The organism is Qaidamihabitans albus (assembly GCF_016464705.1).
Classification (GTDB): domain Bacteria; phylum Actinomycetota; class Actinomycetes; order Mycobacteriales; family Pseudonocardiaceae; genus Qaidamihabitans; species Qaidamihabitans albus.
The window spans coordinates 1-25,338 of sequence record NZ_JAEHOB010000031.1 but is presented as its reverse complement, the minus strand read 5'-3'; the positions used below and the strand labels follow the sequence as shown (position 1 = coordinate 25,338).

At 67.5% G+C, this 25,338-nt stretch carries 22 protein-coding genes and 3 pseudogenes; 15 read left to right on the top strand and 10 right to left on the bottom strand.

The window, feature by feature from the left end; genetic code table 11:
* Positions 1–141: 141 nt before the first annotated feature.
* From JAP66_RS31115 to JAP66_RS31105, 3 genes are read right to left on the bottom strand one after another with little or no spacing between them, the layout of a single operon-like run.
* Complete coding sequence (locus JAP66_RS31115) at positions 142–777, bottom strand: cysteine hydrolase family protein (protein ID WP_199435454.1); 636 nt, start codon at positions 775–777, stop codon at positions 142–144.
* Positions 774–971 (bottom strand): hypothetical protein, encoded by a 198-nt coding sequence (locus JAP66_RS31110; RefSeq protein ID WP_199435453.1) that lies wholly within the window; start codon positions 969–971, stop codon positions 774–776. The genes JAP66_RS31115 and JAP66_RS31110 overlap by 4 nt, the downstream gene beginning before the upstream one ends.
* Positions 968–2,485, bottom strand: a complete 1,518-nt coding sequence (locus JAP66_RS31105; RefSeq protein ID WP_199435452.1) for a sodium:solute symporter family transporter — start codon at positions 2,483–2,485, stop codon at positions 968–970. The genes JAP66_RS31110 and JAP66_RS31105 overlap by 4 nt, the downstream gene beginning before the upstream one ends.
* 126 nt (positions 2,486–2,611) lie before the next feature.
* On the opposite strand from JAP66_RS31105, the pseudogene JAP66_RS33415 reads away from it, so the two are divergent.
* Positions 2,612–2,709: pseudogene (locus JAP66_RS33415) on the top strand (IS5/IS1182 family transposase); the annotation flags it as partial.
* Positions 2,710–2,972: 263 nt separating this feature from the next.
* On the opposite strand, the gene JAP66_RS33410 reads toward JAP66_RS33415, so the two are convergent.
* Positions 2,973–3,566 (bottom strand): DNA glycosylase AlkZ-like family protein, encoded by a 594-nt coding sequence (locus JAP66_RS33410; RefSeq protein WP_372449027.1) that lies wholly within the window; start codon positions 3,564–3,566, stop codon positions 2,973–2,975.
* A 234-nt stretch (positions 3,567–3,800) separates the two neighbouring features.
* Between JAP66_RS33410 and JAP66_RS31095 the strand changes: the two genes are divergently transcribed.
* Positions 3,801–8,030, top strand: a complete 4,230-nt coding sequence (locus JAP66_RS31095; protein ID WP_199435451.1) for a glycosylhydrolase-like jelly roll fold domain-containing protein — start codon at positions 3,801–3,803, stop codon at positions 8,028–8,030.
* A gap of 357 nt (positions 8,031–8,387) precedes the next feature.
* Here JAP66_RS31095 and JAP66_RS33405 read toward each other — a convergent pair.
* Positions 8,388–8,474, bottom strand: a pseudogene (locus tag JAP66_RS33405) (alpha-L-rhamnosidase C-terminal domain-containing protein); the annotation flags it as partial.
* Between the two features lie 393 nt (positions 8,475–8,867).
* On the bottom strand, positions 8,868–9,173 hold the full coding sequence (locus tag JAP66_RS32580) for an alpha-L-rhamnosidase-related protein (protein ID WP_199435450.1): 306 nt from the start codon (positions 9,171–9,173) through the stop codon (positions 8,868–8,870).
* 232 nt (positions 9,174–9,405) lie between these two features.
* Between JAP66_RS32580 and JAP66_RS31085 the strand changes: the two genes are divergently transcribed.
* The 4 genes from JAP66_RS31085 to JAP66_RS31070 all read left to right on the top strand — a co-directional run bounded on the left by JAP66_RS31085 (position 9,406) and on the right by JAP66_RS31070 (position 13,860).
* Positions 9,406–9,843, top strand: a complete 438-nt coding sequence (locus JAP66_RS31085) for a dihydrofolate reductase family protein (RefSeq protein WP_235999788.1) — start codon at positions 9,406–9,408, stop codon at positions 9,841–9,843.
* 67 nt (positions 9,844–9,910) lie between these two features.
* Complete coding sequence (locus tag JAP66_RS31080) at positions 9,911–10,537, top strand: dihydrofolate reductase family protein (RefSeq protein ID WP_199435449.1); 627 nt, start codon at positions 9,911–9,913, stop codon at positions 10,535–10,537.
* Positions 10,538–11,142: 605 nt separating this feature from the next.
* Positions 11,143–12,810: a carboxylesterase/lipase family protein gene (locus JAP66_RS31075; RefSeq protein WP_199435448.1), complete on the top strand. Its 1,668-nt coding sequence runs from the start codon at positions 11,143–11,145 to the stop codon at positions 12,808–12,810.
* Between the two features lie 390 nt (positions 12,811–13,200).
* The gene (locus tag JAP66_RS31070; protein ID WP_199435447.1) at positions 13,201–13,860 is read left to right on the top strand and encodes a hypothetical protein; all 660 of its coding nucleotides are present in this window, start codon (positions 13,201–13,203) and stop codon (positions 13,858–13,860) included.
* Here the strand turns inward: JAP66_RS31070 and JAP66_RS31065 are convergent.
* The 3 genes from JAP66_RS31065 to JAP66_RS31055 all read right to left on the bottom strand — a co-directional run bounded on the left by JAP66_RS31065 (position 13,801) and on the right by JAP66_RS31055 (position 17,832).
* Positions 13,801–14,889, bottom strand: a complete 1,089-nt coding sequence (locus JAP66_RS31065; RefSeq protein ID WP_199435446.1) for a dihydrofolate reductase family protein — start codon at positions 14,887–14,889, stop codon at positions 13,801–13,803. The genes JAP66_RS31070 and JAP66_RS31065 overlap by 60 nt on opposite strands.
* Positions 14,890–15,147: 258 nt before the next feature.
* Positions 15,148–16,335: a zinc-dependent alcohol dehydrogenase gene (locus JAP66_RS31060; RefSeq protein WP_199435445.1), complete on the bottom strand. Its 1,188-nt coding sequence runs from the start codon at positions 16,333–16,335 to the stop codon at positions 15,148–15,150.
* Between the two features lie 639 nt (positions 16,336–16,974).
* The gene (locus JAP66_RS31055) at positions 16,975–17,832 is read right to left on the bottom strand and encodes a class I SAM-dependent methyltransferase (protein ID WP_307849794.1); all 858 of its coding nucleotides are present in this window, start codon (positions 17,830–17,832) and stop codon (positions 16,975–16,977) included.
* 302 nt (positions 17,833–18,134) lie between these two features.
* Here JAP66_RS31055 and JAP66_RS31050 point away from each other — a divergent pair, with 302 nt between their 5' ends.
* From JAP66_RS31050 to JAP66_RS31040, 3 genes are all read left to right on the top strand, one after another.
* Positions 18,135–18,632 (top strand): hypothetical protein, encoded by a 498-nt coding sequence (locus tag JAP66_RS31050; RefSeq protein WP_199435443.1) that lies wholly within the window; start codon positions 18,135–18,137, stop codon positions 18,630–18,632.
* Between the two features lie 197 nt (positions 18,633–18,829).
* Positions 18,830–19,414, top strand: a complete 585-nt coding sequence (locus tag JAP66_RS31045) for a hypothetical protein (protein WP_199435442.1) — start codon at positions 18,830–18,832, stop codon at positions 19,412–19,414.
* Positions 19,415–19,419: 5 nt separating this feature from the next.
* Complete coding sequence (locus tag JAP66_RS31040; RefSeq protein ID WP_199435441.1) at positions 19,420–20,316, top strand: ABC transporter ATP-binding protein; 897 nt, start codon at positions 19,420–19,422, stop codon at positions 20,314–20,316.
* Positions 20,317–20,424: 108 nt separating this feature from the next.
* Here JAP66_RS31040 and JAP66_RS32575 read toward each other — a convergent pair whose 3' ends face one another.
* Positions 20,425–20,643, bottom strand: coding sequence for a hypothetical protein (locus JAP66_RS32575; RefSeq protein WP_235999787.1), 219 nt, complete (start codon positions 20,641–20,643; stop codon positions 20,425–20,427).
* Positions 20,644–20,654: 11 nt separating this feature from the next.
* Here JAP66_RS32575 and JAP66_RS32570 point away from each other — a divergent pair, with 11 nt between their 5' ends.
* The 6 genes and pseudogenes from JAP66_RS32570 to JAP66_RS33395 all read left to right on the top strand — a co-directional run bounded on the left by JAP66_RS32570 (position 20,655) and on the right by JAP66_RS33395 (position 25,097).
* Positions 20,655–21,119, top strand: a complete 465-nt coding sequence (locus JAP66_RS32570; protein ID WP_235999786.1) for a hypothetical protein — start codon at positions 20,655–20,657, stop codon at positions 21,117–21,119.
* Between the two features lie 10 nt (positions 21,120–21,129).
* Positions 21,130–22,248, top strand: coding sequence for a sensor histidine kinase (locus JAP66_RS31030; protein WP_307849793.1), 1,119 nt, complete (start codon positions 21,130–21,132; stop codon positions 22,246–22,248).
* On the top strand, positions 22,245–22,898 hold the full coding sequence (locus JAP66_RS31025; protein ID WP_199435439.1) for a response regulator: 654 nt from the start codon (positions 22,245–22,247) through the stop codon (positions 22,896–22,898). Before JAP66_RS31030 ends, JAP66_RS31025 begins: the two co-directional genes overlap by 4 nt.
* Positions 22,899–23,101: 203 nt before the next feature.
* On the top strand, positions 23,102–23,290 hold the full coding sequence (gene brnA / locus JAP66_RS33400) for a type II toxin-antitoxin system BrnA family antitoxin (RefSeq protein ID WP_372449028.1): 189 nt from the start codon (positions 23,102–23,104) through the stop codon (positions 23,288–23,290).
* A 211-nt stretch (positions 23,291–23,501) separates the two neighbouring features.
* Entirely contained in the window at positions 23,502–23,978 is a 477-nt protein-coding gene (locus JAP66_RS31020) for a hypothetical protein (RefSeq protein ID WP_235999784.1), read from the top strand.
* A pseudogene (locus JAP66_RS33395) lies at positions 23,975–25,097 on the top strand (tyrosine-type recombinase/integrase). Before JAP66_RS31020 ends, JAP66_RS33395 begins: the two are co-directional and overlap by 4 nt.
* The last annotated feature ends 241 nt before the right edge of the window (positions 25,098–25,338 follow it).

Below are 25,338 nucleotides of genomic sequence, written 5' to 3'. Positions count from 1 at the left end.
CACCAAGATCAGATCCACCGTTCATCTGACAGACCCCACGTAGGCGCAGAGCGTCGGTTCTCTCCGACGAAGTTGGAGAGCACTTCGGTTGCGCAACACAGCAGGATGGAGATGGGTCCTGTCCGAGGCCTACCAAGATCTTCACTGAGGCGTGGTGGGCGCTCGCGTAGTCGCACCAGTTTGATCGCGTCGCCTGCGCAGTTCGGCGACGGCCGCGGTGTGGTCGGTAACGTCGGCCATGTACGTTCGCATGACTTCCAGTGCTGCGCCGTGCTTCTCTTCGGTCGTTCCGGCCAGGCAGTCTCGGAGTAGCCAGACGCGATAGTCCAGACTGCGGGCGTGGCTGACGGTTGCAAGGACACATCCATCGGTAAGAACACCGCATACCAGCAGACCGGTGATGTCGTGGTTACGCAGGAGCAGGTCGAGGTCGGTGTTGAAGAAGGCATCGTAGCGGCGCTTCGTCACCACCAGGTCGGGGTTGCTGGCTTCCAGCGGGTCGATGAGTTCGCCTCCGGTACTGCCCTCCACGCAGCTGGGGGGCTCGAAGTAGTGGGCGATGCCGAAGTCCGGCGGGAGGTCGGTGCCCTTGCGGTGCAGGTGCTGCGTGAAGATCACCGGAACCTTCGCGAGCCGCGCCTGGGCGAGCGTGTCAACGATGGGAGCGACGATCTGTTGGGCGCCTTGCGCCGGGATGGCGCCGCTGGGTTCGACGTTATCGCGCTGCATATCAATGACCAGCACCGCCAGACGCCGAGCGTCATCAAACGGAATCATGATCGCTCGCCACCATGCTCTTCGCCCGGTCGGTGCTGCACGGTATCGGCAGCAGAGCCACCTGCGCGCCGCTTGGTGATGACGAGCAGGGCGAGCTCGCGGATGACGGCGACGGCGATCACCAAGACCCCGGCCCATCCGACAGCAAAGACCGTCCACACGAGGACGGCGAACACTTCCGGTCCCATCGTCACAGCCCCTCAGCGTCGGGATCTGGCCCAGAGCGAGCTTCGGCCGTCGGACTCCGGTACTCCTTGAGTTCGTCGAAGTCGTAGTCACGTTTCGACAGCACCGTGCCCACCACTACGACGAGGAAGGGCAAGCCGAGAGACACGACGTTGCCGTAGAAATAGTCCAGATTCGGATCGTCCACGGCAAGATAGGTACCGATCCCGCCGAGCAGCCCCAGCACGATGGACACGGCAGCGACCGGTGTGGATGGTCGACGCCAAAGCAGACCGAGGACCAACGCGGCGATCGGGGTGGAGAAGATGATTCCGCTGAGGATGTCGATGTAGAGCAGGGACGCCCCCTGGAGGACTATCGCGAAGATCGCAACAACAACGCCGAAGACCAACGTGCTGAGACGGGCAAAGCGGGTCGGTGAGGACAGGAGCCATCTACCCGCTGGAAGACTTCGTCGTAGATCGACCGTCACCAGGGCCTGAAACCCGGCGAGGGCGTTGCCCGCGGTGGTCATGCCGGCCATGAACACCATCAGAGAGAATGCCAGTGCGCCGCCGGTGGGCAGCGCCTGGGTGAACACGGCGGAGGCCACGTCCGTGGTGACGCGCAGTTCCTCGCCGGTGGTCATCCCCTGCGCCAGCCCACCCCCACCGAGCACGACCCCGAACAGGATCGGGACCGGTGCCCATGCGATAACAGTGCCGAGGAGGTAAGCGGCCAGCAGCGACTTGCTGCTGATCGCAGCACGAGCCTTCGAGTAGTAGCCCTGGTTGAGCAGCACGAAACCCATGCTGATCACAAGCGCGATGAGGCAATAGCGAATAGCCGCGGGAGCCAGCAGGGTAAGCGCGTCGGGGTTGTACAGCTCATTGTCCGGGTTCCCTGCGACCTGGGCGAGACCCTCGTAGATGTTCCCGATACCGATGTTGGTTGCGACAACGGGCAGCAACACGAAGACCACGATGGCGATCACGAAGAACTGGATGACGTCGTTGAGTACAGAACCGCGCAGGCCGGCAATGGTCAGGTACAGGACCACAATCAGGGTCGAGATCATCGCCACGGCCGCGTAGGGAATCTGGTAGCTGGCGGACAACGCGTAGCTGATGCCGATTATCTGCTCGCCACTGATGTACAGGGCGAGCAGGATGGTCAGAACGAGCAACCCGCGCTGCAGCCCAACACCGTAGCGCTCACGAACGAACTCCAAGAACGTGGTGCCGTACGGCATGAGGCGGCGCAGACGCAGCGCCAGCGGGATGAACACGAAGAACGGCACCACCGATCCGATGGCGAAAGCGAATCCTCCGCCGATACCGAACAAGTAGCCCGCCTCGGCCGCCCCCAACAGCGTCGTCGTCCAGATCCACGAGATCATCACGCTCGCGCTGATGATCCCGAAGGGAAGCGACCGCCCCGCAACCAGAAAGTCTTCAGGATCCCCGACCGGAAATGCGCGCGCAATGACCACAGCGACCAGCACGAAAAGCGCACCAAAGACGGCGAAAACCAGCAACGACATCGGGGACTGACCGTACCCCCAATGGCCAGTGCCTCGCATCACGCACGGCGGGCCGTGGCTCCAAAGCGTGAACAGTACTCACCGACCGGCAGCTTCACCGCGAGTCCTGGCGAGAGCAGGTAATCAATCACCCTGCGTATCGCGCGCAAGAACACCGCCCAGACGCCGGACTCGGCAGCGTTCGCTGGGTCGTCGAGCGCGCGTTCGCCTGGCTGCATCAGTACAACGAATCCGCACCGCTACCAATGACGCGGCGACATCCAGGCAGGATCACGGGCCCTGGCTGGACCGACACATTCGCCTGACGGCACGGTTCGTCAAGGTGACCGCACAGCTCGCGGGAAGCACCGCACATCATGGCCTCGTCGTGTGCCCGCCGAAGGTGCGCTCGTCAGATCACCCCTGAATTTCGCCCTGTGCTGAACGAGTTGGTATGGGCGCGCTATTGGGGTCCACCCCTTACCGGGGATGACGACGCGGGATCGGCTCAACGAGGAGACACGGCGATCTGTACACGCTGGCTGTCGTTGTCGGAGAGGAAGGACGCCAGTTCCCATCCCTGCTCGGCGACGGTGGTGTGGTCGGCTCCGGAGACGGGTCGCAGCGGAGTGACGATCACGGTGCCGGCCTTGACGTTCCAGGTCGCGGCGACCCGGCCGTCGACCAGGACGACGCGAGCGCCGGCGACCGACACGCCGCGATGGGCGTTGTCGATGATCCGGCTGCGGTTGTGGTAGCCGAGGAGCACGTTGTCGAATAGCGGAAGACGATCGCCTCCTCGACGCCCCCTGCCGGCGGAGATCGGCGAGCTGGCACTCGACGAGGTCGGGCTTGACCGTGCCGTTCCAGAACCACAGCACAGTCGGCCTGCTGTCCGCTCGTGGTATCGAGAACCGTTCCCGGGCGGTCTGGTCGGTCGTGGACGCCATCGTGGACGGGACCGCCATGCCGGCGACGGGCCACGACAACCAACGACACCAGCACGGTGAGCACGGCGCCGACCGAGCGGGGCTTGCTCACGACGTCGGGGGTTCTCCCTTCGAGTGCCAGACCGCGCCAGCCTGAGAATGAATCGGTTCACGATCTAACAGCGATTCCAGCAGGTCAAGTACACGTACGGTTCCGGCCAGGGAGGTAAACGTTCCTTTCAACGGTCGCTGGTCACGTGCACGGCAGAAGTTCTTCCTTGTCCGGCATCGGTCAGTTCCGTTGTGCCCGCCGTGGCACCGCACGTACCGTTCGATCCGATCAGATTGATACGTATCAGCGCGCCGACTGGTCCGGAGACTGACAACCAGCACATCGGGAGCCGACCATGCCACTGCCACTCACCAGGTCGAACGCGAGGGCGCGCAAGGCAGCGGCCGGCAGGGTCGTGCTCGTCGTCTTGCTCCTCGGCGGTTTGGCAGGCGGTGTCCAGCCGGCCGGAGCCGCGGCCGGCGAGACCGAGACGACTCCCGTCACAACGAGCGCGGATTCACCCGGGGAATCGAAGCTCGACGCCGAGCGGTTCGCGAGCCCGCCGTCCAGCAGCCGCCCCACCCTGCTGTGGTTCTGGAACGGCAAGATGACGCCGGAGCTCATCGACCGGCAACTCGCGGCGATGCGTGACGAGGGCTTCCATGAGGCGGTCATCTTTCCCCGCGGCGACGATCGGGAGCTCGAACCCCAGTTCTTCTCGGAGGCATGGTTCGACATCATCGGCCACACGCTCGACGAGGCGCGGCGCCACGACATGCACTTGTGGCTGTTCAACGACGACTACTTCCCCAGTGGCCGTGCGGCGAGCCTCGTCCTGCGCGGCGGGCGGGTCGGCGACCGGGTTTACGAACCACAGCCACAGCTGCGGCCACAGGAGCTCACCCGGCTGACATCGAAGGAGGTGGCCGGTCCCGGCCCCATCGATCTCTCACTCAACGCCGCGATCGGCGTACCGGGATTCCGGGTGCAGGACGGCGTACTGCGTGTGGATGCCGGAGCGGCCGCAGGCGGCGGCGAGGCACGACTGACCGAGGGCCATGAGTGGCGCGACTACGCCGTCGAGTACGACCTGACGATCCGCCGCGGCGCTGGGGGCTTCGTCGTGCGCTCGACCGGCGACGAGAACGGCTACCTCATCGACCACGGTCGCGGCGGCGTGGTCAACATCTACCGCAAGCAGGGCACCGGACTCACCAAGATCGGGACCGGGCAAGCGACCGGCATCGACCCGGCAGCCGAACGGCGCGTCCGGATCCGGGTGGCGGGCAGCACGGTCGAAGCGTCGGTAAACGGCGATGTGGTCGCGACGGCTGACGACGACACGTGGAGTGCGGGAACGGCCGGACCTCGTGTCGTGGCGGATCAGGCCGCGGACTTCGACGACATGCGCATCACCAGCGGCGCGGGGACGGTCCTGTACGAGGAGACCTTCGACGACGCGGCGGCGGTCGATGCCTTCGACACGACGAGGTTCTCCGGCGGCGGAGTACAGCCAGAGGACGTCGTCGCCGTCTCCGCCCTCCCGATCCGCGACGGCACGCCGGATCTCGGCGGCGTCGTCGACCTCACCGAGCGGTTCCGCAAGGGCGAGCAGTGGGACGCGCCAGAAGGCCGGTTCCAGCTCGAGTACTACCGGCGCCACCACCTCAGCATGACCGGGCTCTACAACAACTACCTCGACCTGATGAATCCCGAGGCCGTCACCCGGTACCTCGATGTGATCCACGGTGAGTACTACCGGCGTTTTCCGGAAGCCTTCGGCACGGTCCTGCGCGGCTTCTGGGACGACGAGCCGGCGAACCCCCGCGAGTGGGGGCGAACGGCGTGGTCGGATGTGCTGCCCGGCGAGCTCGCAGAAGAAGGCAAGAAGCCGGCACAGGTGCTGCCCGCGTTGTTCGGAGACCATGGGCGCGCCGGCCGCATCGCCAAGGGCGCGTATGAGCACGCCGTCTCCGACGGGTTGGCCAACTACTACCGCCTCTCGGGGAAATGGGCGAAGGAGCACGACGTCGCACTGATGTCAAACCCCTACTCCGACCACTTCGGACCGACGAGTGCGCTGCGGTGGGGCGACACCTACAAGAACGACCAGTGGTTTCAGGTCCCCGGCGCCGATGCGGTGTTCAACCAGGTTCTCCCCGGAAAGCAATCGGTGATCCCGCGGTATCCGGCGAGCTCGGGCCACCAGATGGGGCGGGAGCGTATCGGCGCCGAGGTGCTCGGCGCCTACGGTTGGGGCGTGACCCCGGAACTCACCCGGTTCGTCAACGGATACATGGCCGTACGCGGCGTCAACTTCAGTATCTTCCACGCCTACTGGGCGGACCCTTCCAAAGTCATCCACCCGCCGCCGTTCCAGCCCGAGAACAGCTGGTGGTCCGCCGTCGACGGGGCTACCACCTGGACCGGGCGCGTCATGGAAGCGGCACTCGGGCGTGCCGTCGCTCCCACGGCGGTGATCCATCCGCAACGTGCATCCGAAGCGTGGGCAGGCACCCCGGCTGCGGGCCCGATCGACTCCGGCTTCGAGCGGGCCGTCACCGCACTCGAGGACGTACAGGTCGATCTCGACACGTTGCCGGACAGCAACCTCGACGGCGACGCCGAGATGCGACGGCAGGCGGTACCCCGCGAAGGTGCGCTGCATATCGGACCTCAGGCTTACCGGTTCGTCGTGCTTCCGCCATCGCCGACATTCAGCCTGGAATCGGCGCAACGCCTGTCCGAGCTCGTGCGCGAGGGAGGCACCGTCGTCGCCATGGGCGAGTTGCCGACCGAGGAGACCAGTGGCAAGGACGCCGAGCTTCGCAAGGTGCTGACCGATTTGTTCGGCATCGACCCCGCAAGCCCCGAACCGCACACCGAACCGACCGGCGCGGGAAAGACGGTGTTCGTCGCCGACGCCGCCGCACTGCAGCGAGCGGCCGACGAGGCCGACGTTGCGGCGGCCGAGCTCGCCCCTGCCGACTCCGACGTCCGGGTGCTACGCACGAAGCGCGGAGGCCAGCAGGTCTTCCTCGTAATGAACGAGGGCGAGGAACGCGTCGACACGGCGGCGACCTTCCCCGCGTCGGGCACACCAAGGCTGTGGGACCCGGAAGACGGATCGAGTGAGCAGGCCCTGCACTACAACGTCGCTCGCGGAGGGCGAGCCGTGACCGTTTCGCTGCGCCTCGAGCCGCATGAGGTTCAGGCCGTCTCCTTCGAGGGAGCAAGCGGCGAGGCGCGCAGCGACCCACACCTGCTGCACTCGACGGCCGAACCGCGCGCGCTGCGTCAGGTCGACGCTTCGACACTCGAGGCGGAGGTGGAGATCCCGGATTCCGGCGATCACCCGATCCTCGGGGCCGCGGGCGGCCGCTACTACCGGGGTGTCGCTCACGTCGATGACGAACTGGCACCGATCCCGCTCGAAGGCGACTGGCGGTTCCGCTTCGACCGTGCGGATGCGGAGTGGACCGATCGGGAACCGGGGTCGTGGACCGACCTGGATCCGCACTACTCGGGCAGTGCCGTGTACCAGAAGGAATTCGAGCTGTCGGCAGCCGACGTCGCCGAGGGGAACAAGCTCAGGCTGCACCTTGGCGCCGTCCGTGATGTCGCCGAGGTGACCGTTAACGGCACGAAGATGGGCCGGCTGCTGTGGAAGCCGTACCGCGTCGATGTCACGGACGCTCTGCGCGCCGGCACCAACCGCATCACCGTGCGCGTCACCAACACCAATGCGAACGAGCATGGCTCGGCGCAGCCGTCCGGCCTGCTCGGGCCGGTGGCACTCACGCCGTACCGGGTGCAGACCGTCCGCCTCACGCACGCTCCCGATGGGGTGGCAGTGGGCGACACCGTGGCGATGACCGCGGCGCCTGCCACGGCGAGCCTGGCAGGCTGCCAGCCGCACCGCGTGAACGTCGCGATCCACAACTTCGGCCCGCGACCCATCTCCGGACCGCTGGAGCTCGAGGGCAGCGACGGCATCGCAGCCAACGGGTCGACAACTCATGTCGAGGTGGACGGCCGCGACGCCGTCACCATCCCCGTTGACGTGCACAGGGAGCCGGGATCCACGGTCTCCAGTGGCACCCTGACCGCCGGCTTCCAGGGGCAGAGCGTGTCGGTACGGTTAGCGGTGGGCGACAACCTCGTGCGCGGGGCCCAGGTGAGCGCATCCTCGACGCACAACAGCCACAGCGCGCCGAGCGTCGTCAACGGGACGACCGATTCCACCAACTGGGGCGTGGGCGACGGCTGGAACGACAACACCATTCACGCGTTCCCGGACTGGGTCACGGCGCGGATGGCTTGCGAGCAGCAGGTCGGGCGCGTCGACGTCTACACACTCGACTCGGCACGGTTCCCTGCTTCCCGCTTCGGCATCAAGGACTTCGACGTGCAGGTGCGCGACGGCGACGCTTGGCGCACGGTGGCCGAGGTCCGGGACAACACCCAGGGTCTGATCAGCACGACGTTCACCCCTGTGACCACGGACGCCGTTCGGCTCGTCGTCCACTCCGCGAACGACGGTGACTACGCGCGCGTGATGGAGATCGAAGCGTACCGGGAGTGACGGGGCGCTCCTGGCCTCGGGCGCGGCACGCGGGGGCACGTGTGTAACGCACGGCACGCCGGGGGCACGCGCGGCCGTGCGGACCGAAGGCCACCTTGGCCACGATGTGCCACCCAGGGTGGCCTCGACACGTCGGCACGGCCGATAGGCGGGTGGACAGCGGACCGAAGGTGGCCTTGGGTTCCTGTGCGGTGCCCAAGGCCGCCTTCGGCACCAAACGTCAGGCCGTCGCGAACCGCCAGCTGTCGGAACGCACCCGGTACAGCGCCCGGCCGTCCTCGATGCGGAGGAACTCCGCGCCGGCCGTCGCGGTCGGGTTGCTGCCGTCGCGAAGCGGAACCGAGAGATGGTGGCCGTGGTGTTCACCGGCACCTCGACGTTCAGCAGTAGCGCGTCGTCCGTGCGGCGCCAGTGGCTGGTGATGGTGCCATGCGGCGAGGCCACTCGGCCTTGGCCTCGTCGAGTTCGGCCGATGTCAGCGGCTCTACAGGGAACTCACGGAAGCCAGGCTACTGGGGTGGATCCCTCCGAGGTAGCGGTACATCCAGTCGTCGATCGCTCCCATTATGAAGTGGTTGCGCACTCCCCTGCCGTCCCAGAACTCCCACAGCGTGGTCTTCACCGCTTTCCACCATGTGCGCGTAGCTAGGACCGGTCGGGTTCTTCACCATGTCGAGGACCACGTCGGCCTTGCCCGCGTCACCGAGCGAATCGAGCAGGGCACACGAAGGCGGTCGTCGCCGGGATCGCGACCAGTGTGCTCCGGTCGAAGGCACACCAATCTCCGAGGCCGTAGTCGAGAAGATGATTCCGCGCCTTGCCGGCGAGGTAGTCCATCTACCGCCGCATCGCCGGGTAGTTCTCGCGCATCGCATCGATGTCGCCGTAGTTGTCGAACATCTTCCACGGCGCCATGATGATCGCGCCGCCCCAGTTCGGGTCATCCCGGAAACCCCCGGAGAGCACCGTGTACTCCGGTGCGATGTCGGGGACCATCCCGTTGTCCAGCTGCGCGTCCGACATGTTGCGCACCAGCTGCCGGTAGTAGCTGGCCACGTCCCAGTTGGCCACCACGGTGTCCACGTCCGCACTGAGACCGCACTCGCTGCACTCGACGACGTGCTCATCGAAGCGGGTAAGCACGAGAGCGACTCACCATCCCCGGACTGCACCACCTACGAGCGGCAGCTCTGGATGCCTCGGCCGCGCCGAGCCGGGGAGGCCACGCGGGCCGCACACGTACAAGGTAGTCGCGCGCTGGGCTGGATTCCTAGCGCTCGTTTGACAACCTCCTAGCAAGCCAGGCGACACTCCAGTTGCTGGACCTGTCTACTCGTCAAGCAGCAAGTCCATCACAAGCGCAACGGAGCAGAGCATGGGCAAGATCGTCTCGAACTTCTTCATCTCCCTCGACGGCGTGGTGGAAGCACCGAATGCGTGGCATTGCTCGTACTTCGACGACCAGATGGGCGCCTCGATCGGCACGGGCATGGCGACCGCATGGGCGTTTTTGATGGGCCGCAAGCCATACGAGGAATGGTCCGAGTACTGGACGACGTCGACCGACGATCCGGACCTCGCCGTGTACTTCAACAACATCCGCAAATACGTCGTGTCCAGCACGCTGGAGAAGGCCGACTGGAACAACACCACCGTCATCTCTGGCCAGGGCCAGCGATTTTTCGAAGACACCGCCACCCACCCGCTGAAGCTGGTCAGTCCGAGACATCCAAAACCGGCGTGCTCAACCTCACCTACATCCCAGACACCGCCTAACTGGATGGACATCGCTGATGCGCTGTCTCCCCGATGAGTTTTTCGGCTCCGGTGGGTCCATCCGTACATGAGCATTCCAACGACCTACCGAAGGAGCACCAGCCATGGCACTCGCCCGCGTCCACAACTTTTCCATCTCACTCGACGGCTTCGGCACCGGTGAGGGGCAGAGCCGCAACGCACATTTCGGTCACGCCGAGGACAGGCTGCACCGATGGATGTTCGGCACCCGGTGGTGGCAGCCCGGCGGTAGCGGCGGCATCGACGACGCCTTCGCGCAGCAGCACGACCCGGGGATCGGCGCCGAGATCATGGGCGCCGGGAAGTTCGGCCACCCCGGATGGCACGAGGACCCGGACTGGAAGGGCGCGTGGGGTCCCAACCCGCCATTCCACACACCGACCTTCATCCTCACCCACCACCCGCGCCCGTCGATCGAGATGGAAGGCGGCACGACGTTCCACTTCATCGACGCCTCGCCTGCCGAGGCACTCAACACCGCCCGCGAGGCTGCGGACGGCCAGGACGTACGCATCGGCGGGGGTCCCACCATGGTCCGCGACTTCCTCGCTGCCGGACTCGTCGACCACATGCACACGGTGGTGGTCCCGATCCTGCTGGGCCGAGGCGTCCGCCTCTGGGACGGACTGGAGGGCCTCGAGAAGGACTACAAGGTCGAGGCCACCTCCTCACCCAGCGGGGTCACACATGTGACCTTCACCCGAGGATGAGGCGAGTTTCGCGGCCAGCTCGCCGAGCTCGGCGTTCTCCGCGGCGGTCGGGGCACATCGTCCAGTGCCGGCCAGCGACGCGTCCCTGCGGAAAACGACGCGGCGAACGCAGTCTCGGTGATCTTCTCCAGTATCTCGCAGGACCCGGCAAGGCTCTCGGCGGGCGGTTCCGCAGTGTCGGGGAGGGGCACGAACAGGCGCCTGCGATCAACACGCACAGCATGATCAGGTGTGGTGTGACAATGACGAACGCGCCTGCCGCCAGGGTAGGCGCCGTTGACAGCCGGTCACGGAGGGCGCGGCCGGGGCCAACGGCCGTACCGCCTGAGGAATCCAGTTACGAGGATCGGAGTGTCGAACACCGGTGATTCTGGGTGGCATGAGCATTCTTTCATCTTCGTGCGTCGATAAGGGGTATTTCACGGATCCGGGCTGCGTGCGCGCGTCAGCAGGCACAGGTTGCGCGGGCGAAGTACTAGCGATCCGCAAGGCGGTTCCTAGCTGGCCGGGCCACTGTATCGAACGATGCGAAGAACAGGGGCGCGCCGGTTGTGCGGTTCTCGCGCGCTCTAACGGCACGCTGCGCAGAGAGGACCCAGCTACCCATGAACACCATGTTGTCCACCTTCAGACATCGCCTGCTCGTCGTGGGCGCCGCTGCCTTGTTTGTCGTCGCCGGCATCACGACTGTGCCGGCACCCGCCGCAGCTTCAGTGGGATCGGGTCCGGCACTGGTGCGCACGACCGACGGATGGGTTCGCGGCAGGGTGACGGCGGACCACCGCATCTTCCAGGGGATCCCGTATGCCGCGCCGCCGGTGGGCAGGCTTCGATTCCGTGCTTCGCGGCCGGTCACGCCATGGACAGGAATCCTAGCGGCCACCCGGCCCGCGTCGGGCTGCGCGCAGACCTACCTGTCCGACTCCGGTCCCACGTTCTATGGCAGCGAGGACTGCCTGTACTTAAACGTGCACATACCCCGCGACGCGGAAGCGCCGATGCCGGTCATGGTGTTCATTCATGGTGGTGGTCTCGGTAACGGCGACGGTGGCGCCTACGACCCGCGACGTGTCACCCGTCAGGGTGGAGTGATCGTGGTGACCCTCAACTACCGACTCGGGGCACTCGGGTTCCTGCATCACCCCACGCTGGGTGACAGGTGGGCCGGCAACGTCGGTATCGCTGACCAGCAGGCCGCGTTACGCTGGGTGCGCCGCGACATCGCGGCGTTCGGCGGGGATCCGGGCAATATCACTTTGTGGGGGGAGTCCGCAGGGGCCTACAGCGTGTGCGCCCAGATCGCATCACCGGCCGCGCGCGGACTGTTCGACAAGGCCATCACCCAAAGCGGCCCGTGCGGAAACGACTTCGTTACCAGCTGGGAGGCCAGGCGGCGCGCCCAGGTCGCGGTCGAGGAACTCGGCTGCGCAAACACCCACCCGGTCGTAGCGTGCCTGCGCCGTATCCCGGCTCGCGAGATCGCGTCAGTGAAGTTCCAGGAGGTCCGCCTCACCCGCCGCATCACGAACCTGCCCTGGATGCCGGTCGCCGGCACCGCGCCGATCCCGCTGCAGCCGATGACGGCGGTGCGGACCGGGATCGGCAACATCGTGCCGATGATCGCCGGTGGAACCCGGGACGAGATGCGGACCTTCATCGTCGACCGATACAACCTGGGTCTGGGTCTGATCACCGCCACCGAATACCTCCGGCTGATCCGCGAGCTGTACGGCGAGCACGCCGACGAGGTGCTCGCCGAGTACCCGCATACCCGCTACAACTCGCCGAGCATCGCGCTGGCCACCGTGCTCACCGACGAGGGGCAAGCCGCCGGCGCCTGCCGCCAGTTGATCTTCGACAACCTGCTGGCCCGCCGGGCCCCGTTGTTCGCCTACGAGTTCACCGAACCGAGCATCGAGACCACCGGGGGCTTCCCGCACGGTGCCGAGCACGGCGTCGACGTGCCGTACTTCTTCGACAGCTACTGGACGAACCCAGAACCGATGCCCGAGCCAAAGGCCCGCCTGGCCGAAACTCTGATCGAGCACTGGACTACCTTCACCCGCACCGGAGAGCCGGGCCGAGCATGGACCAGCTACCGCCCGGGCATCGGTCGTTCGTTCTCGACCACCTACATCGGCGACACCGACCTCGCCGCGAACCACCGATGCGCGTTCTGGGATACTTTGGATGATCAGTGGCCAGCACGCGGCATTTCCCGGAGACCACCGGACGCTACAGGCACTCCTAGCGATTGTGGGGCCAACTCCTAGCTGTGCAAACAAGCGTGAAACCAGCCCGGTCGGGAAGGAGGGCGACATGTTGGCTGAGCTCGCACAGACGGCCCGCGGGAGGCGACGTTCACCGCGTGGCTGGGGACCGCCGGCGACTGGTCGTTCCTGCCGACTGAGTTCCGCAATCGGCCGCTGGCCGGCATCGGCTACGTGTGGGTCGGCGACCCGGACGTCGGCCGCCATCTGGCTCCCGCCCTGCGCGCGGCAGGCACGCCGATCGCGTCCGGGAGCTGAGCTACCTCGAACTCCAGCGGATGGACGAACGACTGCAGGGCCACGCCCAGCGCCGCTACTGGAAAGGCCACTACCTACGCGAGCTGACCAACTCCGCCATCGAATGTTTCTGCCCTGCATGCACAGGACAGCACGGTGCTGCACGACCCGCCGGCGAGTGCACGCCCCGATGTGCTGGCGTCCTGCTTTGACGCATTGGCGGCGTACCTGGTAGGCGACCGCGAGGGTGCGTGGCAGCGGATTGATGCCGCCCTGCGCGCGGCGCACGAGCTGGCCGAGCCCTACGCACTGGCGCTCGCGCACAGCTTCCACGCCCGTCTTGCGGTACTGGGCCGCGACACCGCCCTTACCACGGCCGCGGCCGGGAAGGCCATCAGCATCGCGGACGAACACGGGTTCCCGCTACTACGGGCGCACGCCGCCATCCCGCAGGGCTGGGCACGCGCCGCGGACGGCGAACTGGAAGCCGGTCTCGCCGTAATCGAGCGCGGGCTGACCCAACTGCATCGCCACGAACAGCGGATCTTGGCGCCATTTCACAGCGGGTTGCGGGCGGAGGTTCTGCTGAAGCTCGGCCGTCCGGATACGGCCCTCGCGGCGGTCGACGACGCACTCGCCGAGGCGGCAGGGCGCGGAGAGGCCTTCGCCGTCCCGAGCCTGAATCATCTGCGGGGCATCGCGCTGGACACACTCGGCCGCGCCGCTCTGGGGGCGAGCCGCGCGGCGCCGTTCCCCTCAGCAGGTGGCTTTCTGGCCTGCTGCCCGTTCCACGAACTCGAGCATGGTTCGCCTTAGCGTGCCGGCGTTTGGGCCGTCCTCAGCGAGGATGTCGGTTCCGTGCCGGCCGCTGTCGATGATGAGGAGTTCTCCGGCGGGTGCCCACGCGTGGAGCTGGCGGGCCGACTTCGCGCCGCCGTAGGCATCCGCCTCCCCGGAGATGAACAGGATGGGGCAGCGAACCGAGGAGACGTCTACCTCGGTGAACTCGTAGCTCTCGGCCTGCTGCACCCCGGCAAGCCAGATGACGGCGTTGATCCCGTTGGTTGGCTGCTCGGCGGCGTAGAGCGACGCCATCGCTCCAATACTCGCGCCCACGGCGATCACGACCTCCGCGCCGTTGTCCCGAAGGAAGGTGGCCGCGCCCAGGACATCCCGCCAGTGGTCTGCGAAGTCGTTCAGGTCGGCGTCGGCCGCGCGAGCGTAGGTGAGCGCTTGGTGCCCGTGTTTCGCGAGTTCCGCGGCGAAGGAGGTCCAGTCGTCCTGGCTTGCTCCGGAGCTGCCCATATGCGACAGCACGATGGCCACGCGCCCAGTGCCGAATAGCCGACCGGACCGCCTCCCGGCGTCTCGCGCCGCGAAGGTGATCTCCCGATACGAAGCCGGCTCTGCACTGGACGAACTGCCCGCGCTCGCAGGGTTACTTGCCGAAGGCGCGGCTGTCGTCGACTCGGGACCAGTGGCCGGGACACACGCGACGAGTGTCAACGAGCTCACCAGAGCGACCAGGATGCACAGCGGCTGACGCACTGGCAATAGATACCACGTCGGACGGGGCCGAGCCACGATCTGCACCGATTCCTCACTGGTGAGCATCGCCGTTGTTACCGAGTGGCCGGCTACGGCCGCATCGGCGATGATGCTCAGCCAGGTACTGGCCGCGGCGAGTGCCTCGGACGACAGCAGTCGCAGTCGCAGCGGCACCTGCACGCCGCTCTCGAACAGCTTCTTGCCCTTGCCGACGACCGGCGGGTGCACCAGCACCTGGAGTTCGTCGAGCAGACGCTGTTCGCGCAGCCAACGCGCGAGCGTCCCGCTGCCGGACATGCCAAGCTGCAGGTCTGCTTGAGCTTGACGATCTCAGCCTGAACGTCACCACTGACGACGATGGCGTTCGCCAAGCCGGCTCGGTAAGCGTGGTCGCAACGAAGGATCCGGGTGTCGTTCGTCTGTACTGTGACCGGGTCGCCCGTTGGCCCGTAGCTCGGGAGCTCCTCATAGGTATGGCGTGGCGCAATGAATAGTGAGCGACCGCAGTTCGATGTCCACGACATCGTGAGTGCCTTCAACCGCGGGCGGGAACGTTTACGGGATGGTGATGACGGTCTTGGTGTCGTCGCCGAGGATGTGCTCGCGCAGTGCGGTGGGCGACTGGTCGAATGGCGCGACGTTGGTGGTGACGTCCTGGGGGCGTAGGTGTCCATCGGTGATGAGTTCGAGCACCGCGGGGATGAGTGTACGGGTGTGGGCGCGTCCGAGGTGAAGGGTGGCGTTGCGGGCGAACATCAACCCGGTCGGGATGCGCACCGAGCGGTGCAGGATGCCCGCGCAGCTGCAGGTCCCGTCTGGTGCGGTGTGGGTCAGTGCCGTCCACAGTCCACGCCGCGACCCGCTGAGATCCACCGTCAGCGGCGCCGGTGGGCGCCCGCGCAGCTCGCCGGGCGCCAGCGTGTGCAGACCGAGCCGTTCGGCGTGCGCACGGACAGCCTGCCGGCTGTCGACAAGAGTCACTTGCCGCGCACCGAGTGCGCGAGCGACCTGCCCGGCGTAGAGCGGTGTGCTTGCGCTGAACACCGGGCGGCGGCCCGTTCCCGCGATGATGAGGATCTCCGCGGCGGGGTCCCGCTTCAGGAGCGCAGGCAGGTGCGGGGCGACGTGCCGGTAGCCATCGCAGACGGTGTCCGCGACGCTGGCCGCGGCGACCGGGTCGATCCCGTCGGGCAGCGGTACCAGCATCGCATCGGCGAAGGGTATGGCGAGCTGCTCGGCGAACGCACCGCCCCAATGGCCGCCACCGACGCCGAACCCGTACATCGAGATCGGTGGCACGCCGGTGCAGTTGCCGGTAAGCCCGGCCCGGCACGCGCCGCACGCACCGCAGCTGATCTGGAAAGGCACCACCACGCGATCTCCGGGCCGGACCGTCGCCACCTGCGCCCCCACGGTCATCACCTCGGCCACGCACTCATGTCCCAGCGCCAGCGGTAGTGGAAACGGGGTCCGCCCCAGCGCCAGGGGTCGGTCCAGGTCGCAGGTGGCCATCGCCAGGGGCCGCACCAGCGCGCCCGTGGGCCCGGGAGGAGGTGGAGTTGGGACGTCGTGGAACGCCAGGCGGCCTCCGGGGCCGACCATCAGCGCGCGCATCCGAGCGCGGGTGGGCCGCCGTCGCTGCGCGAACCGGTCACGGGCCGCGTCGACCAGCCGGTGGGTGCGCCGGGAAGCGTCCCGCTCCAGCGCGGCTGCGCCGGCAACCGAGGAGACCGGGGTGAGCATTGCGGCGGTGTGACCGATCCACCCTCGCGGGCGGAAGCGCAACGGAGAGGAACTCACGCAACCCGCCTTGGTCATCACAGCCTCCCGCACCAGCAACGTCAGTCCAGGGAATAGAGTAGCCCCGGCTCGGGCGTCGGCGGCATCAACTCGGCAAGACCTCCACCGCTGCCAGCGGCTCGGCGGGTACGGTTTCGCCGCGAACGGCGCTGCGCCCAGCAAGTTGCGGGTGAACTGCCGTAGGACCTGTCCGACATGGTGCGCGGCTACGAGGACGTCTCTGGCCGGTATCGAGAGTGCGGAAATGGTTGACCGTCGGGCACGATGCCGAGAGTAAGGACCGACCACTCGCAGCCCCAAGGATCAGCGTGGCATCGACGCCAACCAGATGCAGTTGTCGGGCTAGTCGTGCTGTTTCCCTGACGTGCGCCGTCACCGCATGAGCGTCCGCGTCGATCAGGCGAAGGTGAACATACGTCCACACAGTCGCGAGCCGTAGACGCTCATCGACAGCGCGTTCTGAATAAGACCGGCATGGCGATCGGGATGAACTCCTTCTCGAGGTCGCTAATCCCTCCCGTGTGTCCGGCCAGAGCCACGCTCCGGCCGGGACCTCTTCAGGCTCCGAGGATTTGTCGAGGATCAGTCACGCCACCCCGTACTCGTCCCACCATCGACCGGACCCACTACACCGCCATTGAGCACGTCTGATACCGCCACCGCCCGCGGCTCGAATGGTGGACGCGCGTGCTGTGCGGGTTTGCGCACCTCGATCAGGAAACGGCGGGAGTAGGCGACGAACGAACCGTCCCGCAGTATCTGCTCGTGCAGAGCCGCCAGGTGGTCGCGGTACCTCTTGACCGTGAAGTGCGGGACGAACCAGATCACCTTGCGCAGAAAATAGACCATCGCGCCGATATCGAAGAACTCCATCTTGAGCTCCGCAAGCCGCAGGTCGACGACTTCCAAGCCGGCCCGCTCGGCCTGCTGCCGCGCCACCCCGGGCTCGCGGCCGCTCTTGCCCAGCGGCTGCGGACCGAGAAAGAAGTCATAGATCTCGTGGCCACTGTCCGGACCGACCTGCTGGGAGAAATAGGTACCACCCGGTGCCAGGACCCGAGCGATCTCGTCCCAGTAGGCCTGCACCGGGTGGCGACTGGTGACCAGATCAAAGGTACCGTCAGCAAACGGCAGCGGCGGCTGATCCTCATCGGCGACGACGACAACGCCCTTGCCGCGCAGATTCTCCTGCGCGCGCGCGACATTCGGTGGCCACGACTCGGTCGCGACCATGGCCGCCGCCGCACGCTGCGGAACACCCGCCAGGACCTCGCCGCCCCCGGTCTGAATGTCCAGAGCCATCCGGGCACGGTCAATCCGCTCACCCATCAACCGCTGATAACGCCACGGCGGTCGCTCCTCGGTGGCCCGCCCGTCGAGCCAGGAAAAATCCCAGCCGCTGACGTCGACAACCTCGGCCTCCGCGATCAGTTCATCCACACTCTTACCCACGAGGCGTAATACTCACCTGCCGCCCCGCGCCGCGCCATCGCAAATCGCCCCGCTGCTCGACGAGGACGCGCAGCCACTCATCGGAATGATCCGGTCGGTGCCGCCACCGCGAACACGTCGGACGTGAGCTCGTCGGGCCCGGTGACATTGCTACGTCCGAGAGCCGATGCTGACGTGCGGCGGTACGAGCCTTGGCGTAGCGGCAAGTCCGTTGCGGGGCCGACGATCTCGCGCTGTTTTCGGACGACTCTGAGTCACGTCCCGAACGACGCGAAGGATCGGAGCAGGCCATGACTCTCCAATACACGACGAGGAAACCGGTCGACGCGGCACGGCGCGTCGAACAGGCTCAGCGTGCGGCCGCGCAATGGCTGTCCACATACTCGATTCCTATCCTGCGGGCCAGCCTGGGCGTGGTGTTTCTCGCCTTCGGGGCGCTGAAGTTCATCCCGGGTCTCAGCCCGGCGGCGGAGCTGGCGACCCGCACCGTGGAGACCCTGACGCTGGGGATCGTCCCCGGTTCCGCGGCGTTGATCCTCACGGCGATCATGGAGTGTTTCGTCGGCATCACGCTCGTGACCGGCAAGCTGCTGCGGGCCGGGCTCGCGGTGCTTGGCGTGTCGCTGATCGGGATCATGTCGCCCCTGGTCCTGTTCGCCGCCGATCTGTTCCCCGGGGCGCCGACGCTGGAGGCCCAGTACGTGTTCAAGGACATCGTGCTGGCCGCCGCTGGGATGGTCGTCGCGGCGAAGGCGCTCGGCGCGCGGCTGGTCTCGACGCGGCACTGACCGCCGACGCCTGCAGCCCCGCTCCGCCGCTTGCGGCGGAGCGGGACGTCGCGGCGCGAGGGTGACAACGCCGACCCGACCGGGATACGCAGCCCGACGTACGCGAGAGATCAGCAGCTGGACGGATGACCGGGATGCCTCCACGGCCGACCATGGGGACGTCCGTTGAGAGCAGCTTCACCAGCGAGGAACCGATCATGGCAACCACGAGTCCCACCCGACGGCCGTTCCGGCTGGGCGGGCGTGCCCGCAAGGCGTTCCTGGTCGTCCACATCATGTCGGCTGGATTGTGGTTCGGTGTGGACATCGCGCTGGGCATCTCGCTGGCCACCGCGATGCTGACCGACGCCCCGCAGGTCGCCGGCGTGGCACTGCAGGCGATCGACGTCTTCGCCATCTGGCCAATGTTCGGCGCGAGCCTGCTGTGCCTGATCAGCGGCGTGGTGCTGGGCCTCGGCAGCAAGTACGGGCTGCTGCGGTACTGGTGGGTGGCCGTGAAGTTCGGGATCAACGTGGCCATGTCCACGCTGATCTTCTTCGCCCTGCGGCCCGGGGTCGACGAGGCCGCCACCATCGGCGAGCGGCTACTCGCCGGCGACCCCACCGCCGCGGTGCCCAGCGACCTGATCTTCCCGGTCGTCGTCGCGCCCACCCTGCTGATCACCGCCTACGTGCTGTCCACCTTCAAGCCATGGGGCAGAACCCGGCGCAGGCCGAAAGTCGCCAGGACCGCACAGCAGCCGCGCGCCGAACGGGCGGCCCGCACCCCGATCGGAGTGTGACCGCCATGATCCCCGTCGAGACCACTTCTCTTACCAAGCGCTACGGCCGCACCCTCGCCGTCGACGAGCTGAGCATCACGGTGCAGCCGGGCGAAGTGTACGGCTTCCTCGGCCCGAACGGCGCCGGCAAGACCAGCACCCTGCGCATGCTGCTCGGGCTGATCCGGCCCACGTCGGGCACTTTGCGGCTGCCCGACCGGCCGCCCGGCCCCGGCTGCCTGGACCGGGTCGGCGCACTGATCGGAGGCCCCGCTTTCTACCCGTATCTGTCAGGGCGGGCCAACGTGCGTGTGTTGGCCAACCATGCCGGCGTCCACCGCGGCGGGGTAGACGCCATGCTGGAACTCGTCGACCTGGCCCAGCGGGGCCGGGACCGCTACACCACCTACTCACTCGGCATGAAGCAGCGGCTCGGACTGGCCGCGGCCATGCTCAAGGAGCCCGAGCTACTCGTCCTCGACGAGCCCACCAACGGCCTCGACCCGGCGGGCATGGCCGACATGCGAACGACCGTCCGCAAGTTGGCCGTCGACGGCTGCACCGTGCTGTTTTCCAGCCACCTGCTGACCGAGGTCGCGCAGGTCTGCAACCGGGTCGGCGTGCTCAACGGCGGGCGGCTTGTCACCGAGACCACGGTCGCCGAGCTGTGCGGCGGCGGGACGCTGCGGGTCATCGCGCACCCGACGGCGGCGGCGCGCGAGCACCTCGCCGGACTGCTCGGCACCGACCTGGTGCATGTCGGCGGCGACGTGATCGACCTGGACATCGCCGCCGCCGACGCCGCCCGCATCAACACCGCCCTGGTCGGCGCCGACGTCGCGGTGAGCGAGCTGCACTGGCGCGAGCCCGACCCGGAACGGACGTTCCTCGAACTCACCGGGGGCGATCACCGTGTTGACTGACCTCCGGGCGGAGATCGTCAAGCAGGCCCGCCGGCCGTCGAGCTGGCTGCTGCTGGTCATCGCTGCGCTACTGACGCTGACCTTCGCCTACGTCATCCCCCACGTCGGCTACACCGGCACCCCCTCCGACGCAGGCCGCGGCCTGGCGGCGATGCTGCCCGCGCAGTTCGTCGGCAGCGTGCTCGGCGGGCTGCCGGTGTTCGTCGGCGCCCTTGCGCTGACCTTCGGGGTGCTGGTGGCCGGAAGCGAGTACGGTTTCGAAACCTGGAAGACGGTGCTGGCACAGCAGCCGTCGCGCATGGCCGTGTACTGCGCAAAGCAGATCACCGTCGCAACGGGTGCGCTGGCCGGTGCTGACGTTGCTCGCGATCGCAGCCACGGCGAGCGCCGTTATCGCCGGTGTGGAGGGACAGCCGATGGCCTGGCCGGAGCTGGCGGACCTGGCAGCGGGCGTCGGTGTCGGGTGGCTGGTCACCGCGATGTGGGGCTGCCTCGGCATGCTGCTCGGCGTCGGCCTGCACTCCGTCGCCGTGCCCATCGGTCTCGGCCTGGTGTGGCTGCTCGCCGTGCAGAACCTGCTCACCGCGATCGCCGCGCCGCTGGTGGGTTGGATCGCCCAGCTGCAGACGGTGCTGCCGGGCCCCAACGCCGCGGCGCTGGCCGCGGCGTTGGGGGCGTCCACGCGGACACCGGGTGTTGCGGCGATCGTGAGCGCTGGGCATGCGGCGGTCGTGGTCGCCGCCTACCTGGTGGCATTCTGTGTCTGCGGTGGATGGCTGCTGCACCGCCGGGACATCGTGTGAGGTGGACATCGTGAAGCTACTGCTGCCCCATCGTCACGATCTTTTGCTGGCCGGCGTGCTCGGGGTCGTCGGCGTGGTGGGCACGGTGGCGACCGACAGCATCGTCGGCGTTGACCGGCGGGTCGATACCCTGGCCATCGCCCTCGTGGTTGCCGGCGTGGTTGCTGTCGCCTTCCGGCGCCGGTGGCCGCTGGCCACGCTGGCACTGGTCACCGTCTTGACCGCGACTTACCTCGCGCTCGGTTATCCGTACGGGCCGGTCTTCTTCCCGTTTGTCGTCGCCGTCTACACCGTCGCCTCCCGCAGGCCGCTCACCACGTCGGTCCCGCCGGCGTTCGCGGCCCTGGTCGCACTGCTCGTCCACCTGTTCACTCATGAGGCGGCCATCGATGGCTTCGCCGGTCTCGGCCCGGCCACGGCGTGGGTCGCCGTGCCGTTCTCCATCGGCATCACCGTCCGCCTCACCCGGGACGCGAGGCAGCGTGAACAGGCGGAAGCTGTGCGAGAACGGGTCTACGACGAGCGGCTGCGCATCGCGCAGGAGGTCCACGACGTGGTCGGACACGGGCTGGCCGCGATCAAGATGCAGGCCGAAGTCGCGTTACACCTGCTCGCCAAGAAGCCTGAACAGGCCGAGCACGCACTGACCGAGATCAGCCGCACCAGCACAGAGGCGCTCGACGAGGTCCGGGCGACGCTGGCCGTCGTCCGGCAGCAGCAGGACGCCGCAAGGACGCCGATCCCGGGTCTCGTCCGCATCAACGATCTGACGCAACGGATGACCGAGGCGGGCTTGCAGGTCGACGTCGACACCACCGGCACACCACGGGACCTCCCGCCCGCAGTGGAACTCGCCGGCTACCGCATCGTTCAGGAGTCGCTGACCAATGTGCTCCGCCACGGCGCGCGCAAGATTGCCACCGTGCGGGTCGGTTACGATACTGGCGCGGTGCTCATCGAAGTTTCCAACCCATCGCCCGGCAGGCTCGGCAACATCGAACGCACCGGTTTCGGCATCACCGGCATGACCGAACGGGTCACCGCGCTGGGAGGCGAGTTCTCCGCGGGCCCGACCGGCGACGGCCGCTTCCAGGTCCGAGCCTCGATCCCGATCGGAGATTCCACGTGACCACTGTGGTCGTCGTCGACGACCAGGACCTGGTGCGATTCGGCCTACGCGCGCTGATCGAGAACGAGGACGGACTCAGCTTCGCCGGGGAAGCCGCCGACGGACTCGCCGCCGTGGCCACGATCCGCGAGCTCCGGCCGGACGTCGTCTTGATGGACATCCGGATGCCCGGCATCGACGGGCTCGAAGCCACCCGCCGCGTCACCGCCGACCCGCAGCTGGCCCACACCAAGATCGTTGTTCTGACCACGTTCGAGATCGACGAGTACGTGTTCGACGCACTCAAGAGTGGGGCGAGCGGTTTCCTGCTCAAAGACACCAAGCCGGCCGAACTGCTCCACGCCATCCGGCTGGTCGCCGACGGTGGCGCGCTGCTCTCCCCCAGCATTACCCGCAAGCTGATCCGCACCTTCGTCGAGCAACCGGCACGCAGTGTCAGACCACACCCCCAACTGGGCACGCTCACCGAGCGCGAGCGGGAGATCCTGGGCCTGGTTGGCGAAGGGCTAAGCAACGACGACATCGCGCAACGGCTGTTCATCAGCCCGGCGACCGCCCGCACGCACGTCGGCCGCGCCATGACCAAGCTCGGCGCCCGCGACCGCGCACAACTGGTGGTCTTCGCCTACCAGTCCGGGCTGACGACCTAGCTAGCTGGTCCGAGGTCCATGTCACAGCAAAGGCATCTCGCCGATCTCGGCCCGAGCCCGGTCGGCGTGACCGCGACCCCATCCGCCAGGTCGGTCGACCGGGCCGGACAGGCCCGGTCGGCCAGGGACAGCCGACGGCAGGACAACATCCGGATCATCTCCATGCGCTGGACTCGAGTTGAGGCGTTAGCGATCTATGAAGGCTGAAGAGTTCGACCAGTAGTTCGATCGCGCGGCCCGGCGAGGAACAACGCCGAGTCAACGTCGACTTCCCCGCCTGGATGATCGCCGCCCTCGACCGCGAAGCCCGACGACTCGGCGTCGCCCGCCAATCCGTGATCAAAGTCTGGCTCGCTGAACGCCTCGAGCACCACACCAAGCCCGATGCCTGACTCAGCCACCTCATTGGCGAGGCACCGGCAGCCGCAGGCGTGTGGTTAGTGCACACGACCGCCCTCGGACACAGATTCACGGGAGATCTCCCGCACCAGTCCGTCACCGGCCCGCTACGGTGGGCAACGTTCTCGCGCGTCCCCGGGTGTGGTCAGCTGGGCCCGTCGCGCTGCCTCTGTCCCTTGGTGAGCATCGTGGGGGTGGGCGGTCTTGAGTCCTGCGATCGCCCCGGTGTCGGTGCCGCCTCGGGTTCCCGCTTCCGCCCGGCACGCGTCGCGCCCGGCGGCGCCGGTGTCGTCGGCGGCGCTGGCGCTGCCCACGCTCGGTCCGCTCCCGTCGGGCTCGGGTCTGTATTTCGGCACCGCGCTGGTGGATTCCTCCGGTCGTGTGCAAGACCGCACCGCGGTCAGCGTCCTGGGCTGGGCGCGGGGTGATCACCTTCTGGTCGCCGTCGTCGGCACCTCGGCGGTGTTTCAGCGGCGCCCGGATGGGGTGTTCGCGATGACCGCGAAACCGTATGTCGTGCTGCCCGCCGCCGTGCGGTCTCGCTGCGTGATGCCGGGCGGGGCCCGGGTTCTTGTCGTCGCCGATCCCGATCAGGATGTTCTGGTCGTGCACTCCCCCGCGGCGGTGGAAACCATGCTCGCCCAGTTCCACGCCCGCTTGGCCGGCGGTGATGAGCGATGACGACGCACCCCAGCGACTCTGCCGCCGGTGCCGCCGAGATGGAGGCGGCACGGCTGCTGCTGGCCCGGATGGGCGTCGATCCCGCCGATCTGCTGACCCGGAGCGACGGGCCGGCGGCACCAGGGCGGCCGATGCCGACGATCACCGAGTGGATCGATGTCGTGTCCGGCCTGGTGTCGCCGGGTACCGCGCGGTCCTATGGCTCCTACTGGAAGAAGGCCGTGGCCGCGTGGGGCCACCGCAGGCTTGACCAGGTCGGCGCCAGCGACATCCGTGCCCTGTCCGAGACGGTGAAGTCCACTGCCGTGGTGCGGCGTAACTCCCGCGGGGGCCGCAACGCCGGGGAGAACTTCGTCGCCGCCATGCGATGTTTGTATCGGTTCGCCGAGGACGACGGGCTGATCAGCGAACGGGACAACCCGGCCCGGCGGGTGACCAAACCCCGTCGGCTGCCCTCCACCCGCCGTGCTTTACCCGATGCCCGGCTGCAGGAGGTCAACGAGGTCGTGGGCACCACCGGCGATGACCCCGAGCTCGACAGCCTGCTGGTGCGCCTGCACATCGAAACCGCCTGCCGCCGCGGCGGCGCCCTCGCGCTGCGGCCCCGCGACCTCGACCCCCAGCAATGCCTCATCTACCTCCGGGAAAAGGCGGAGACCGTGCGCTGGCAACCGGTCTCCCCCCACCCTCATGCGCCACCTCCTCGCCCACGCCGCCACCCGCGGAGCCACCGACCCCGACGGGCCATTGCGGCGCTACCCCGCGGCGAACCGATCACCCGCCGCCGCTACGACCACATCTGGGACCGGGCCAAGCGATACCTCCCCTGGGCCGATGCGCAGCAGATCTCCACCCACTGGCTCCGGCACACGACCCTGACCTGGGTGGAACACAGCTTCGGGTTCGCCACAACACACGCCTACGCCGGCCACACCGACACCCGCGACGACGCCACCAGCACCTACGTCAANCGGGTTCGCCACAACACACGCCTACGCCGGCCACACCGACACCCGCGACGACGCCACCAGCACCTACGTCAAAGCCGACATCACCGATGTCGCGACCGCCCTGGCCACCCTGACCGAAGAACCACACCCCCTCGCCACAAGACCATGAAAAACCCACCGACGAACCCGGTCAGCGCCACACCTTCCTCGCGAGCCCTGGCCACCAGTTCAGCCGCGAGTTCCTGCTGCTCCGTGGTCAACGAGTCCATCGACTCGATCATCTCGGTCACAAACGATCCTTCCCGCCAGGTCAACCCGGCGTGTCAGAACCGCTTACACCGATTCACCGACAGACCCTGCGGTGCACGTTGGGAGTGTCCGATTAACGGTGGATCCGATCTTGGGATTGG

Bases quoted from the DNA above. Each gene is read 5' to 3' on its own strand.
- JAP66_RS31115 (WP_199435454.1), bottom strand. From the start codon at position 777: ATGATTCCGTTTGATGACGCTCGGCGTCTGGCGGTGCTGGTCATTGAT.
- JAP66_RS31105 (WP_199435452.1), bottom strand. From the start codon at position 2,485: ATGTCGTTGCTGGTTTTCGCCGTCTTTGGTGCGCTTTTCGTGCTGGTC.
- JAP66_RS31095 (WP_199435451.1), top strand. From the start codon at position 3,801: ATGCCACTGCCACTCACCAGGTCGAACGCGAGGGCGCGCAAGGCAGCG.
- JAP66_RS31085 (WP_235999788.1), top strand. From the start codon at position 9,406: ATGGGCAAGATCGTCTCGAACTTCTTCATCTCCCTCGACGGCGTGGTG.
- JAP66_RS31080 (WP_199435449.1), top strand. From the start codon at position 9,911: ATGGCACTCGCCCGCGTCCACAACTTTTCCATCTCACTCGACGGCTTC.
- JAP66_RS31075 (WP_199435448.1), top strand. From the start codon at position 11,143: ATGAACACCATGTTGTCCACCTTCAGACATCGCCTGCTCGTCGTGGGC.
- JAP66_RS31065 (WP_199435446.1), bottom strand. From the start codon at position 14,889: ATGTCCGGCAGCGGGACGCTCGCGCGTTGGCTGCGCGAACAGCGTCTG.
- JAP66_RS31060 (WP_199435445.1), bottom strand. From the start codon at position 16,335: ATGCTCACCCCGGTCTCCTCGGTTGCCGGCGCAGCCGCGCTGGAGCGG.
- JAP66_RS31050 (WP_199435443.1), top strand. From the start codon at position 18,135: ATGACTCTCCAATACACGACGAGGAAACCGGTCGACGCGGCACGGCGC.
- JAP66_RS31045 (WP_199435442.1), top strand. From the start codon at position 18,830: ATGGCAACCACGAGTCCCACCCGACGGCCGTTCCGGCTGGGCGGGCGT.
- JAP66_RS31040 (WP_199435441.1), top strand. From the start codon at position 19,420: ATGATCCCCGTCGAGACCACTTCTCTTACCAAGCGCTACGGCCGCACC.